This is a genomic window from Bacillus salipaludis (assembly GCF_030938565.1).
Taxonomy (GTDB): Bacteria; Bacillota; Bacilli; order Bacillales; family Cytobacillaceae; genus Neobacillus; species Neobacillus salipaludis_A.
This window is the reverse complement of record NZ_JAVGVR010000001.1, coordinates 1,931,749-1,945,913: the sequence shown is the minus strand read 5'-3', so window position 1 is coordinate 1,945,913 and position 14,165 is coordinate 1,931,749. Positions and strand designations below refer to the sequence as shown.

The window sequence follows — 14,165 nt, the reverse complement described above, 5'->3', positions numbered from 1 at the left end:
TCTCCAAGTTAGGTCTTAGATGTTTACCAATAGACATTAATTCAATCTTAAAAAATTTTACTACTAATAATTTTTTCTGGTGAAATATATTGTTGTTTATCAGGCAACTACGTTTCTACTATGGTGTAAAAAAATAAACAAACTCTAATTACTTTCTTATTTTGTTCTATCACCACCTATATACTTTTTTATGTAAAATCCTCTCCAACTAAAGTACATGCTCTTATTAAATAGGAGAAGAATGAACATCTACCATTTACTATATCCGTATTTTCATATGCATACTCCACGATGGGTAAGCGTTTTCAATTATTCGAAAAATTTTATATTTTTAGGAAAGAAGTTCCAAAAGAGAAGTGGAGATCTGAAGGTTTTCATTAAAGTGAAGATTCGATTCTATTTCTTTCAAATGATCGACAGTCAATTTCTCAGCTAAATCTTCATCTCTTTCTTTTATTGCATGGAAGATTTCAAGATGGTGAGAACATGTACCATTCCTCTCATCTCCCCTTCCATAAATGGAAACAATAACATACGTTAACGAAATTAAATCTTCAAGATACTGATAAAAATAAGAATTACCAGCCATTTCAGCTATTTTCAAATGGAAATCTCCAGACATTTGCAATGCTTCAATGTAGTTTCCTTGTCCAATTTCTCTTAATTCTTCATGAACCATATTTTCAAGTTCTTGAATCTGTTCCTGGTTGTATAATCTACATGATTTTCGAACTGCCTCTGCCTCAAGAATTCTTCTCATTTCAAATACTTCTTTTGATTCTTCTATTGAGGAACAAGTAACGAACGCACCTTTATTCTCAATAATTTTTACCAACCTCTCATAGGACAATCTACGAAGCACATTACGGACTGGAGTTCGGCTAACTCCAAAAGAATCAGCTATTTCCTTTTCAACTAATTGCATATTTGGAAAGAGTTTTCGATGGAGAATAGCTTGCTTAATCTTTTTATAAATCTCTAATTCCTTGGAATTCATTTCACATTTTCCTTTCTTCTAAAATTCAATATGATAAGCATCCTCAAAGAATTCCAGATTGAGAAATAAAAAAGTTCCAATAAAATGGTATTTATTGTATCTCTTTTAGAATACTAGATTGTATACAATTTCTATAAATAGAATACTCTAAATTGTTTTTATTTGCAAGTGTTTTCTGAAAACTCAAAAATTATATTATGATAATTTAATGCCTTTCATCTTTTTTTATTCAAAGGTAGATTTCTCATATATACTAGGGAATCTACCTTTTTTTGATTTAAACAATTATAGCAAAAAAGACATTTAAGTATAGTTTATAAAAAAGAACGTAGATTTATTTAGACTGTATCATTGTCAATAAGATTGAACTTAAGGATTCCCTCCCTAAAAAATATTAATAAATTAGCAAGTACGATCAAGAATGGCCGCTAGAGCTGGAGGTAAACCCTTATTAGGCTTTATTGGTGGTTTAGCGAAACTGCCCGCTACTGCTCTTCCGGGATTAAGAGCTATTAGTGACTCACAATGACGTACAGCACTAGACACACCATCAACTACTGGCACAGATAATTGACCTTCAAGGGTGCGAGCTAACCCTGCAAGAGGAGCTCCAGCCAGAATAATAACGTCAGCGCCATCCTTCTCAACCGCCTCTTTTGCAAGCTCTTTTAACCGCTTGGAATGATCTTCCTGTACAGAACCAATATCACGCAAAGGATCATCTAATGATCTGATGCTAGCTAGACGTGTTGTTAAATGGCCACTATGAACAGTCTCTAAATACCATGCCTTGATACGTGATGAAATTGCAATAATCGAAAAGCGTTTTCCCAGGAGACATGCCGAGGCCAGAGCGGCTTCTGTCATTCCTACTACAGGAACGTCAAGCATTTCTTTGATACCCAAAAGTCCGGGATCTCCAAAAGCATCAATAATTACCCCATCATATTCACCGTGGCGTTCAGCCGCAATGCATGCCGCTGCGTATCCGCCAATTAGGGCTTCCATTCTCGTTTCAATATAAGCAACCCCAAAAGAAGCTGTAGCAAACGTTAATTCTGTTCCTGGGGATGCAACACGTCGAGACTCATTTGCTATAAGTTCTGTAACACTCTCTGAAATATTCGGATTAATAACTAAGATTCGCACAAGTTTGATCTCCTTTTTCTTTTGTAAAAAAATATGAGAATAATTTACTTCAATCTGAAAGTTCTTGTTTAAATCATAACTTTAAGATTAAGCTCTAACCTTCTTTACGCAGTTAATCATTGCAGCTGCAATAGTTAAAAATACCTTGTGAAGGAAAAAAATCATTAGACCTACAGTAAAAGAGCCGGTGAATTTAGCGATAAGCCCAATGTAAAATGGTTAATAACACCAGCAATATTTCTATAGGAGTTGATAAAACCACAGCAACACCTACATATTAAACGTTATACCATTGCTGTTACCATGTCATTCATTTTAACAAAAAGGTCAAACACCCCCAGCCTATTGTTCATGTGCCGGGTTTATATGATTTCTTAATTAAATTCAATTCTAAATCAACTTATAATTTAAATGACTCTTTCGGAACCGCCATGCTCTATAATTCTGGTGTTACAATTGGGGGCTGTCTATGGTGAGTAGCTTGTTCATATGAATAAGCTATTTCAAATAGAATAGGTTCACTCCAGGGACGTCCTAGAAATTCAATTCCAACTGGAACCCCAATAGGAGCTGATATTTCAGGACTTGAAAACCCTGCTGGAACCGTTATAGCTGGAAAACCTGATATGGCTCCTATAATCCCATTTCTCCCCGTCTGCGGCTCCCCAACTTTCGCAACAAGCTGTTTTTGATGGGGATATACAATAGCATGAAGATTGTTGTCTGCCATAGATTTGATTACGATATTCTTTAGCTCCAAACCATAAAGCAAGCGTTTCTTATACTCTGTTTCTTCCAATGGATTTTCTAATGCCTGTGTATCCAATAAGAAGTTTTCAATTCTATTGTCATAAGTTTTCGAATCGATAAGTTCCTTTAATGATTTTATTGAAGCATTAGTGGCATGACCTTCCAAATAAGAATTAAATAGAGTTTTAAATTCAAAAACAGTAACATCTTTTTCTAGAACACGATTGGTATCAAGTTCTGGAATATCCAAATAAACAATCTCAGCACCGTTATTTTTTAAATCCTCAATTGCCTTTTCCATAATATTATTTACTTCCTGATGCTCTGAATCACTACCAAATAAAGTCTTTAGGACACCTAACCTTTTCCCTTTTAACCCATCTTTTTGTAGAAATTCAGTATAGGTTTTGGGTATATGACTAACATTCCAGGCTGTAGTTGAATCATAGGGATTATACCCGGCCAATACGTCCAACAATACAGCAGCATCCTGTACTGTTCTGGTTATCGGGCCAACTGTTTCCTGAGTAATTGTTGCAGGCATAATTCCCTCACGGCTTAAAAGTCCCTTTGTAGGTCTAAACCCCACAAGACTATTTGCGGAACCAGGAGAACGAATAGAATTTACGCCATCAGTTCCCATTCCAGCAGCTGCAAAATTACTCGCAATGGAAGCCCCTGTCCCGCCGCTTGAACTTCCTGGAGTCCTTGTTAAATCGTATGGATTTAGCGTCTGCCCTCCTAATGAACTATAGTTCTGAGGTAACATTGCTAGTTCACCAAGATTTGATTTCGCAATTATTATTGCTCCTGCTTCTCGTAGTTTATTTACCACAAATGCATCCTTTGTTGGAATGAAATCTTTAAGTATCGTGGCTCCACCTGTTGTTGGCATATCAACTGTATCAAAGTTATCCTTTAATATAATGGGTATACCATGTAGGGGTCCCCGTAAATTTCCTTCAATTCTTTCTTTATCAAGACGTGCGGCTTCCGTGAGTCCACTTTCGTTAATGCTAATTATGCTTTTTAAATTTGGTCCAGATTTATCATAAGCATTAATACGATCTAGATAAATTTGTACTAACTCAACGGATGTAATTTCTCCCGTCGTCAAAGCTTCCTGTAATTCTTCAATTGTCTTTTCCAATACCTTAAATGTCTTTTGAATGGTACTCATGTTTTCCTCCCTAAGAGCAAAAAAAGCTTTTCCTTTCTAGTAAAATATAAAATTAAGTAAGTAATAAAACGTATACAATTTTTTAGTCTTAATCCCCAGAATGCAGAGACTTATCTTATTCCGTAGCTATATTTGGCATGTGGTCTTGTTTCAAAAGATACAAATCGCATTTTAGTCCCCTTTTAAAAACAATATTTTTCCGCAAATTATTATTGAGTCATACTTCCTGTGTAGGTATGTATCTCCAGACAATATAGTTTATGTGTATTTCCCTTTCTAACTCCCCTTTCTTATCAAAGATTTACTAATAGTAGTAACCTTATTTTCTGGAGAACACCCCCTAAATAAATCGTTAGCCGCTTTCAGAAAAAATTCAATATATGAGCACTCAAACTCCACTCCTTAATGTCGTCTGTCGACAGTTTATTTAGTGTTATTAACACTTTTAGTCATACTTATCGACCTGTTGTTGCTTATTACAAAACAACGTTTCTAAAACTTATAAATAAAGAATACCATCACGTTTTTGTAAATTCAATATTAATTTTTAAAATTTTCTTAAAATTTTTTATATCCAATTATAACTCGTATATATCAAACTTCGGTGAGTGATATCGACAAATAAGCCTTAATGTAATTGCTTGGAAGACCTGAATCGATTACGATTTCTAGGCTCTTATTTTTTATAAATCTGGGTTGCATGTAATAAAAGCCATGTTTAAGAAATATGACTCTCAATCCTTCATCAATTGTAAAAAACATGTCTATTATTGACTCGAAATACTTCTTCAGATCGTAACCTTCCCTTCCCACTTTTCTGTCTCTTTACAACGGAAGGTAACTCGTTCACATCATTATTAAAAGCTTCAATAACTACCTCCCAATTCATCCATAAATAAAAAGAAATTCAAAATTTATGAATCTCTTTTTGTACTACTACTCTTTTTAATTAATTTTCATAGCTATGCCGGCCGCTCCTCACTCGAAACGGTATATTATTCTCCCTCACCCATCTCACTGCATTTAAGACATCTTGAACATTCTGACAAAATACAATAACCCTTGGGAATATTGGGATGCTTAAATTATTATTAATTCTTGCCTGTCTATATTCAGGATCATCAGGTGTCACGATTCGTCCAGATAGCTCCGTCTTTTTCAATACATAACCCCTTTCACAATAGTTTTGAGATATGTAATATACTATGGGGAATTTTTAAAAAAGACATAGGCTGCTATATGGGGAAATATAAGGAGTTAATAATAATGTTCATAGTGTTTATTAATTTAATCAAACTGATTTTCGTGATCTACAAATAGGGAGTACTCTCTTATATTAGATGTGTTCAATGGCACTGAAGAGGAATATGTTTTAGCAGTTTTGCCTATAGGGCCATGATAAGCTGTCCCTCGCAATTTTTAAATGACTGAGCTTCCTCTATTTATTCTTGCCTTTTTTCCCAAGTATAAATTTCATGGTAACTCAAGACAGAGTATAACCAACACCTTCTAAGTGCTTTGCTCCATAATCTTGATATTGGTGAGTATCTGATACCAAGTGGTCGCCATAATAACCTACTGTTTCCTGCGGGTTATATAAAAATCTCATATATGCTGAAAAAAGTATCCGAACTGATTTTGAGGACAAGCATATGATAAATTACATCTTATTTTTAAAGGAGGGATAAATATGAATCTTAATACTTCACTCATCGCATGGAACCCAACTACGGGCACGCTTACCTACAGCGTTGAAGGACTTATGCAAACATCAATCGTCGTTTCGATGACAAAACCGCATCGTGCGCAGCTAAATCGGTTCCTTCCTAACGATCAAATGCTTCCAATCATAACGCGTTGGAACGCACTGATTGAGATGACCGAGGGTCCGGTTACTTTTGGTCCAACGAACCCACCAGATAACATCCCAAACACCTTCAGCGGGATAATAGGTGACCTTGCGACTGCCGGAGTATATATGCAAATTCATCTAAAACCCCAGTACAATATCGTAACCTCTCTCTGCCCTATTCCTATTATTCCATCTAATCCGTATAATTCATAAATAATTCTAACGAAGAATGCACTTGTGTATTAAGGCCGTCATCCTTTATTTAAAAACTGCCTGTTTTGATACCTACGGATCTTACTGAACGTAATAAGTTAAGACATAGTCCACAGTAAATATCACTACAAATTCCACAATGGTCACCCTTCTTATAATCCAGCATTAGATGGAGACAAGGGTGGATACATAATGATTTACTTATTACTACTGTTTTTAGTGGTGATTTTTCCCACAAGGGCAATAATTATAAATTATAAGTTTTGAACTTTACTGCCTTATTTAAAAGGCCTATGCTGCGGTCTAAATCTTCTCTCACTTGCTTCTTATACCGTCTAGCTTCATCCATATTGGCAATTTCATATACCTTAAGCTCTTTACGCTAGACCCCTCTTTTACTTCTTCACAAACTTTTAACTAGGCATTTCCAATTCCCGGTACCCTTTTTGATTCTCATGGTATCCAGGGATCATATAACACATATGATGGAACATTTCGATCATAATGGAATGTTTCTCACTTAAGGATTCAAATGGAGATGAAAATTAAATAAAAAAGTGCTAAGAGAGTTTTTATTTTCCTCCTCAGCACTTACTTACTATTAAGTTATAAAGCGATGGGTGCTATTTGAGCTCTTCTAGTAATTCCTCACTTTCTTTTTTGATTCTCAAGATACTTATCGAAAATGAGAAATTCAAAAGCTCTTTTGTAACACCGTTTTTCAATACTCATTTTTTATCCCAATCATACTCCTTCTTTATGCACTGTTCACATTTATTCAGGTACAATTCATGCTGTTCGATAATATCATAGCCGCAATCAGAACAAATTTTTGAAGGTAGATTTTTATAAAACCCTAGGTAATCAGTGTCTTTCCGTTCAATTGTAATATTTGCGCACATAAAAATCCTCCTCTTAATCTAGTTAATTAATCTTGAATGAAAATTCAGTCTAACCCATTGGTATATAAGCATAAATTTCATTAATACCGTCTTTATTGATAATTAGAAGGCACTAATTACGTTCGCTATTGAACAACGCTGTTTCTATTTTATTCTAATAAAAAAGACCTGTATTACCAAGTTATTTTTTTTGTCGTTATAAATATAACAACCATTCTAATAACCACCAATATTACCTCCCTATGCTTGCTGCACTTAAGGACAAAGCTAATATAGGTAATTAAGCTTATAAAGAATTTAAGGAAATCGTTTAGGGGCCAGTTATTGTATCCACCTTTCTTTTTTTATTTCATAAATATCACGCCTTTCTATTATCTGTTGCTTATTAAGAGATACAGTTTCTTTTAAATCTTTTGTTGAAATGAATTTTATCACATGCAAGAAATTGATTCAAGAATATTCGGAATATTTTTTACCGAAATTAAGGGGTGCCATATCATAATTAATTTTCCCTTCCAGCTAAATCGCTGGTAAATCATTTGTCGAAAAAGATTAAGCCGGGTTATCCAGAAGGCAATCGGAACGATCATGCACATCCGTCATATCATTTAATAGATTAAATCCAGCATAAAAATGACCCCAAATTTTAAAGTGACGACAAATAAAGAAAAGTTTTCAATCCAATTTTCTTTATTTGTCGTAATGCCTATCCGGCTAATTTCGTTGTTAACTTATTCCAATCTACCATTTTCTCTAAAATGATCGATATGATTACACCCATAATGAGACCATTTGTAATTAATGGCTGCAATAGAACTGGAAAACTGCCGAATAGGGCCGGAGGGATATTCATTAGACTGACTCCAATTAGTACCGGACCTGCTAAACGGAATATCGTTTCCGAGTTAAAGAATATACCCTTTAAGCTGTTTAAAGCTGTCCCAAACAATTGAAGATAAGCAACAAATAAAACCGCATTACCTATTGTTAGTGGCATGGTACCTAAAAATTCAGCTAAAGGCGGGATAATTCCAAGCAGGATAAACACAAAACCGCTAATCATAAACGGCTTTCTCCTATATAATTTTGTACTTTGTAAGAATCCGATTGTGGATGTAAAGGGTGTAAAAGGAACTAAGCCAAAAATGGCAGTGATAACCCCAAAAATCCCCGTTAAAAAAATTGAGCTTTTGTATTGTTTTTTTTCTACCTTTACCTTATATACATCTGCAGCAGCTTGAATGGAGGCAAAAGAATTCGTCAAAGTCAGAAGGGATGCAAAAAAAGAGACGAAAACAATCCCTAGCTCTAAGTTCGGAGCCCCAAGAGGGAATATGGTGAATTCCATACTAGAAGAGCCTTCTACCGGATGAACTGACGGGAAAATAAGTCGATACACTAACCATCCTGCAACCATTCCTATCAGAATTGAAAAATTGCCAAAAACTCTTCCGCCTTTAATCTTTAATAGAGCTACAAAAATAACAACCCCAATTGAAACAAAACTGACAGGAAGATCAATTGTCCCATTTTCAGTTATTTTGAACATTCCTTTGAAGAAAATAAAGATGAGCTGAAAGGTTAACAAAAAAATATATACGCTTATTACCATCGGATTAATGATTTTTTGTATAATCGAAATAAAATTGAACGCAGCAATTAGAACAGTTACAGCTCCTGCGAGCAGAAAACCTGTTGTAATTCCTCCCCCAACTGTTGCATAGTCTATACCAAGTGCGGAAGCCGAAATCCCCATATTTAGCATTAAGCCCCACATTAATCCAGAGTGACTATCCAATAATGGATAACGATGGCCAACCCAGGCCTGCAAGATACTAGAAATGCCTGTAAAGATAAAAGAGCATCTTATTGTCATTTCAATCGTTTCGGGAGGAAGCTGAAACGCAGCTCCAATAGAAATTGGAACAACTACCGTATTAGCAAACATAAAAAAAAGCCACTGTACAGGAGACAAGAATGCTACAACAGCTCCTTGCTTTATCATGAATCGACACCTCTTCCAAAAACAATGATTACTTTATGAATCCTATTGATTGAAATAAATTGGATTTATTTATATAAAATGAAGAGAAGCGACTGTCTTCATTACAATCGCTCCTCTTCAATCACTTATTATATGAATGTTTAAAGCATCAATCGACTTTTTAAAGACGGATATTTACATTATTTAGTTTAACAAATTTATAGTTTATAAATTCATTATTACTATTAATATCTCGTAATATCCATTGGCAATGAACCAGCAGCAAAGCCTACAAACATGAATCGCTCTGTCCCTGTATTTCTCATTCCATGAATTTGATTTGGTTTAGCTAATAATACCATGCCTTTTTTAATCGGAATTTCATTCTCTAAGTCTGGGAAATAAATTCCTTCTCCCTCCATGCACACCCAAATATCATCAACATTCGAATGGGAATGTAAATATAATTCCTGGCCAGGCTCAAGACACCAAACGGCTCCAACTGTTTTATCTGTTTCATAGAAATAGTTTTTTTGCGCTTCATCTGGATCAAATTTTGCGATCTTATCAATTTCGAAAACTCTTTCTGCTTTTATCGCTTCGATTTTTGTCAAAGTCGCTTCCCCTTCCACTTCCCAACACCTCATTTTTCTTATTTTTTTAGCTATTTTTGCATACTTTGTTGTTATTTTTTATATGATCATTACAATGAAGAATATACTTCCTTTCTATTCTTCATTTAAGCTATCATTCTGCTTACCTTTTACAATGCAGCGTCACGATTGCAATCTTTAGAATAAACGTATGTTAAATTTTCTCTGCCTACAGCATAAGCTGCCTGATGTACATATGGTCCCATAAAAATGTAATCTCCTTTTTTCACTGGAATCCATTGATTGTCTAGATTATACATACCTTCTCCTGAAAGTAAGTAGGCACCATGCTCTTGTACATGTGTTTCGATAAACGGATGGCATGCAGCAGGGTCAAAAGAAAGAATGTGAAAATTCATATCAAAATCTAGGTCTGTAGGTAAAAGATCTTTAATATTAACATTATGCATATCATCATAATTTCTATATTCAATCTTGTTCGCATGGTCTGAATAAACCCATGGTTTCCGTCCTTCAAGCGGACGATATTTTTGTTTGTAAAGAAATAGTTTTGATTCTCCGCCAAATTGGTTTTCTACATACATTTTTGTTCCTGGAGGACAGTATAAATATCCGCTTTCTTCAAGAATAAATTCTTGCTCACCTGCAGCAGCTTTAATTTTGCCTTCAAGAACATAGACGAACGTCTCGATATTTTCTTGCCCGCCGAATCCCTCACTATTTTTACCATCTTGTTTCATGGTTACAACGTAATCAACAAAGCTTGCTCCAAGTTTTGGTGAACCTAAAATCGAAATAATGCAATTTTCAAATCCTGGAATCACATTGTTAACCAAGCCTTCAGGTGCGATTAATGCATATTTACCGTGCTCAATGATTGATCTGCTTGATAATAAGTCTTTAGGATAACCCATCTTATTTAAACTCCCCTTATGTTTTATTCTTTGAATTATTCGTTTCTAATTAAATGTTAATCGTTTTCACTTTATTCGTCATTATCACTAATGAATAAAAACACTTTTTATTTTTGTATACTTTGGATAAATTAAGACTTTTACTTCTACAATTTTCTTAGTCCTTCAAACCGATTTGTATCTCCCACTTTTCTTTAGACATCTAAAAAAGCTAATAATAGGACATGAGACAGTGATCTAGTCCTGTTATTAGCTTTTTGTTTCCTAACATATGGTATTAATAGGAGTTGATTTCGGTTTTTTCCCCAATTGTAATATTGCCATTTTCAAAGACAACCTTTCCATTTACGATCGTTGTTGTCACTTTTCCTTTAAAGGTTTTGCCAACATATGGGGATTGCTGATGGCGGTAGAACAAATCTTCCTGTTTCAGCTCGAAGCTTTCGTTTAGATTTACTATTGCCAGATCGGCATCACTATCAACGGCAATGATTCCTTTTTGCGGATAAAGTCCGAACAGCTTAGCAGGATTCGCAGCCGTTAACTCAACAACCTTTTCTAAAGGCAGATTACGATTAAAATACCCTTCAGTCAACATAATATTCAGGGTAGATTGAGCACCTGAAATACCGCCCCAAGCCTTAAAAAAGTCTCCATTTGTTACTTTTTTCATGCTTGGCGGTGCAGGAGAATGGTCAGAAGCTATGACATCAATTTCACCATTTGCTACAGCCAGCCATAGCTGTTCTACTTCTTGATTATCTCGCAGTGGTGGGCAACATTTTGCCACCCCGCCTTTTTCCTCTAAGTCTTTCAAAGTCAATGATAAATAATGAGGACATGTTTCCACAGTAATATCTACACCTCTCTGCTTAGCCTCATTAATGACTTCGACGACTTTTCGGCTGCTCGCATGAACGATATGCAGTTTACAACCTGTCGCTTCAGCATACGAAATAATCCGTCTTACCGCTTCAATTTCGGAAATAATCGGTCTTGATTCAACAAAGTCTTTGGCAGATGTTTTATTTTGCCTTTGTTTTTCTTCAGCGAGTTGATCACAAATAACCGTACTTTCGGCATGTACTGCTAATAAAGAACCAATTGAAGCGATTTCACTCATTCCTTTAAAAATCGCCCGATCATCTACATGATTGAAATCGGCAATTCCACTCGGCGACATAAAAGCCTTAAAACCAATTACCCCATTTTCATATAGTTCCTTAATATTCTCAATATTTTCTGGTACAAGTCCACCCCAAAAGCGGCAATTGACAACCGACTTTTCTTCGGACAAGACTCTTTTTAATTCCAAATTCTCTTTATTAATTGTTGGAGGTGTACTATTTAATGGCATATCAAAATAGGTTGTTACCCCACCTGCCGCTAAACTTCTACTACCTGTTCGTACGCCTTCCCATTCAGTCCTGCCTGGCTCATTAAAGTGGACATGGGTATCAATTAATCCAGGTACGATGTGCTGTCCACTTGCATCAATCTCCCTCTCTGCAGTTGCTGCTAAACTTTTTCCGACAGACACTTCTTTAATTTTCCCGTCTTTAATGGCAATATCCCCTTGAACAATCGTGTCTATTACAATATTTCCATTTCGAATAATTAAATCATATGTACCCATAATTTCCCTCCTCAATGGTAAAAACCACAAGATAATAAATGACTTTTATATTAAGCTGCCTTTTTGCAAATTTTTTTGAAAACAGTTTCATTCCAAATCAATTCTTTGTACAATTAATTTTAAATGATTTAATTTTCAAAATCATTATTCACTTTAAACAATTTAGTTAGAGATATTTGTTTAAACAAAACATTAAAAAATGTCTATTCTCGTTCAATCATTAAAAATATACTTGGCAAAAGAAGGAGAAAAGAGGGATTAGAATGAAAATTGTCGAAGATTTATTCATCGTAGATGTATTACAAGAAGCAAAAATTCTTGCTGGACATGCCGGACTCAAAAGGAAAGTTGATTCAATTGAGATATCAGAAACTCCTGACGTCATCCATTTTTTGGCCGAGAATTCCTTATTATTGACGACAGGCTACGCCTTTAAAGATGCCCCGCACCAGTTAGGTGATCTCATTTCGCAAATAAATAAGCGTCCCTGTGCTGGAATTGCGATTAAACTTAAACGATTCATTGATGTCATTCCACAAGAGGTAATCGATTTAGCTGACTCATTACAATTTCCAATCATTCAAATTCCGGAATCATTAACATTAGGTACGGTAGCCCATCAATTAATAAGCTTTATTTGGGATAACCAAATTGAAGAATTATTTTACGCGATTCATGTACACAAGAAATTTACCAATATGATGATGAAAGGCTATAGTTTGCATTCTTTAATCGAAAACCTTGGTTCTTTATTAAAATGTCCTGTTCTACTTCTAGACCCTATCGGTGATGTAACATCATTTTCCCACCATTTTCAAACGGGAAATATGAAAATCGTCATGGAAAATGTGGAGGATCATTTTAAACGTAATCTTGATAACTACCGAGAAAAAAATGACCTTACAATCGGTATCACTCGTCAACATCATCCAGTAATTTCGTTAAAAATGTTTAAAGTAAAAACGATGAACCCATATCCATATTTATTAATTATTTTAAATCCGGAGAAGCTGCCATATCCTTCTTCACAATTAACCATCGAGCAAGCATCAACTGTCATATCATTCACCTTGCTTAAAAATGAGGCGATTAGAGAGAACAGCCGTATGTTAGAAAATCACTTTTTTGCTTCGCTTGTTGATGGGAACGTATCGACTAAACAAGAAATTATTCACATGGGAAAACAGTATGGCTTATTAGACAATCAGAAATACGTTTGCATTGTATGTAAGATAGATGATAATAAACAAAGCACAGATATCATGAATAGATTATACGATTATTTATATAAATTTTTTAAACAATCATTTTTAAAAATCGATAATAAAAATATCGTTTTCATGAAGGATTCATATTTTGTGATTTTAATGCAGTTTCCTTCAAATATTGATGAGCCAAATAAAAGCTCAATTGAAGAAAGACTTATAGAATTTCAGAATGAGGCCTATACAAATTTGAAAATTTCACTCTCGTTTGGAATCGGTAACTTTTTTAATGATCTTACCAATATTCCTGTAACGTATGAAGAAGCGGTGAAGGCATGGAAACAAGGAGAAGAATTGTTTCAATACAAATTTATAAATTTTTATGAAACGAAGCAATTAAAGGAACTGATTCGATTAATTCCTGAGAAGGATCTGCGGAAATTTTACGAAAATACGTTGCGCTCTCTGGCGTATCCGAAAAATAAGGATGAAGAAGACTTAGTTAATACTTTATTTGTCTATTTAGATAATAATTGTGAAATTGCGATTACCTCTAGAAAATTGTATGTACACAGAAATACAGTAAAATATCGAATTGCCAAATGTGAAGAAATTTTAAATTATTCCATCCATGATTCTCAAGAATCGCTGCAATTACGAATCGCGTTACTTTTACGATCAAATTTTACTTAAATGAGAGGGAGTTAATCAGACCTTTCAATGAAATTAAAAGGCTGTTTTAGCAAACTTAATTGCTATTTACTTAGTA

At 34.7% G+C, this 14,165-nt stretch carries 10 protein-coding genes and 2 pseudogenes; 2 read left to right on the top strand and 10 right to left on the bottom strand.

Annotated elements, in window-relative coordinates:
* Window positions 1–331 precede the first annotated feature (331 nt).
* From RCG21_RS09540 to RCG21_RS09525, 4 genes and pseudogenes are all read right to left on the bottom strand, one after another.
* Window positions 332–997, bottom strand: a complete 666-nt coding sequence (locus tag RCG21_RS09540) for a GntR family transcriptional regulator (RefSeq protein WP_133338264.1) — start codon at window positions 995–997, stop codon at window positions 332–334.
* 402 nt (window positions 998–1,399) lie between these two features.
* A complete protein-coding gene (locus RCG21_RS09535) occupies window positions 1,400–2,146 on the bottom strand; it encodes an aspartate/glutamate racemase family protein (protein ID WP_133338266.1) in 747 nt (248 codons plus the stop codon).
* Window positions 2,147–2,582: 436 nt separating this feature from the next.
* A complete protein-coding gene (locus tag RCG21_RS09530; RefSeq protein WP_308913096.1) occupies window positions 2,583–4,076 on the bottom strand; it encodes an amidase family protein in 1,494 nt (497 codons plus the stop codon).
* A gap of 952 nt (window positions 4,077–5,028) precedes the next feature.
* Window positions 5,029–5,238, bottom strand: a pseudogene (locus RCG21_RS09525) (FAD-binding protein); the annotation flags it as partial.
* Window positions 5,239–5,766: 528 nt separating this feature from the next.
* Between RCG21_RS09525 and RCG21_RS09520 the strand changes: the two are divergent.
* Window positions 5,767–6,141: a hypothetical protein gene (locus tag RCG21_RS09520; RefSeq protein WP_133338272.1), complete on the top strand. Its 375-nt coding sequence runs from the start codon at window positions 5,767–5,769 to the stop codon at window positions 6,139–6,141.
* Between the two features lie 247 nt (window positions 6,142–6,388).
* Here the strand turns inward: RCG21_RS09520 and RCG21_RS33515 are convergent.
* From RCG21_RS33515 to RCG21_RS09495, 6 genes and pseudogenes are all read right to left on the bottom strand, one after another.
* Window positions 6,389–6,508, bottom strand: a pseudogene (locus tag RCG21_RS33515) (hypothetical protein); the annotation flags it as partial.
* Between the two features lie 361 nt (window positions 6,509–6,869).
* On the bottom strand, window positions 6,870–7,043 hold the full coding sequence (gene yhfH, locus RCG21_RS09515; protein ID WP_133338274.1) for a protein YhfH: 174 nt from the start codon (window positions 7,041–7,043) through the stop codon (window positions 6,870–6,872).
* Window positions 7,044–7,749: 706 nt separating this feature from the next.
* The gene (locus tag RCG21_RS09510) at window positions 7,750–9,048 is read right to left on the bottom strand and encodes a uracil/xanthine transporter (RefSeq protein WP_133338276.1); all 1,299 of its coding nucleotides are present in this window, start codon (window positions 9,046–9,048) and stop codon (window positions 7,750–7,752) included.
* Between the two features lie 224 nt (window positions 9,049–9,272).
* Window positions 9,273–9,641, bottom strand: a complete 369-nt coding sequence (locus RCG21_RS09505) for a cupin domain-containing protein (RefSeq protein ID WP_235824911.1) — start codon at window positions 9,639–9,641, stop codon at window positions 9,273–9,275.
* A 149-nt stretch (window positions 9,642–9,790) separates the two neighbouring features.
* Complete coding sequence (gene allE / locus RCG21_RS09500) at window positions 9,791–10,555, bottom strand: (S)-ureidoglycine aminohydrolase (protein WP_133338280.1); 765 nt, start codon at window positions 10,553–10,555, stop codon at window positions 9,791–9,793.
* A gap of 277 nt (window positions 10,556–10,832) precedes the next feature.
* Entirely contained in the window at window positions 10,833–12,191 is a 1,359-nt protein-coding gene (locus tag RCG21_RS09495) for an allantoinase (protein ID WP_133338282.1), read from the bottom strand.
* A 263-nt stretch (window positions 12,192–12,454) separates the two neighbouring features.
* On the opposite strand from RCG21_RS09495, the gene RCG21_RS09490 reads away from it, so the two are divergent.
* Complete coding sequence (locus RCG21_RS09490) at window positions 12,455–14,089, top strand: PucR family transcriptional regulator (RefSeq protein WP_133338284.1); 1,635 nt, start codon at window positions 12,455–12,457, stop codon at window positions 14,087–14,089.
* The last annotated feature ends 76 nt before the right edge of the window (window positions 14,090–14,165 follow it).

What these genes read in the sequence shown, in the direction of transcription:
- RCG21_RS09540 (WP_133338264.1), bottom strand. Translation starts at nt 997, where the DNA reads ATGAATTCCAAGGAATTAGAGATTTATAAAAAGATTAAGCAAGCTATT.
- RCG21_RS09530 (WP_308913096.1), bottom strand. Translation starts at nt 4,076, where the DNA reads ATGAGTACCATTCAAAAGACATTTAAGGTATTGGAAAAGACAATTGAA.
- RCG21_RS09520 (WP_133338272.1), top strand. Translation starts at nt 5,767, where the DNA reads ATGAATCTTAATACTTCACTCATCGCATGGAACCCAACTACGGGCACG.
- yhfH (WP_133338274.1), bottom strand. Translation starts at nt 7,043, where the DNA reads ATGTGCGCAAATATTACAATTGAACGGAAAGACACTGATTACCTAGGG.
- RCG21_RS09510 (WP_133338276.1), bottom strand. Translation starts at nt 9,048, where the DNA reads ATGATAAAGCAAGGAGCTGTTGTAGCATTCTTGTCTCCTGTACAGTGG.
- allE (WP_133338280.1), bottom strand. Translation starts at nt 10,555, where the DNA reads ATGGGTTATCCTAAAGACTTATTATCAAGCAGATCAATCATTGAGCAC.
- RCG21_RS09495 (WP_133338282.1), bottom strand. Translation starts at nt 12,191, where the DNA reads ATGGGTACATATGATTTAATTATTCGAAATGGAAATATTGTAATAGAC.
- RCG21_RS09490 (WP_133338284.1), top strand. Translation starts at nt 12,455, where the DNA reads ATGAAAATTGTCGAAGATTTATTCATCGTAGATGTATTACAAGAAGCA.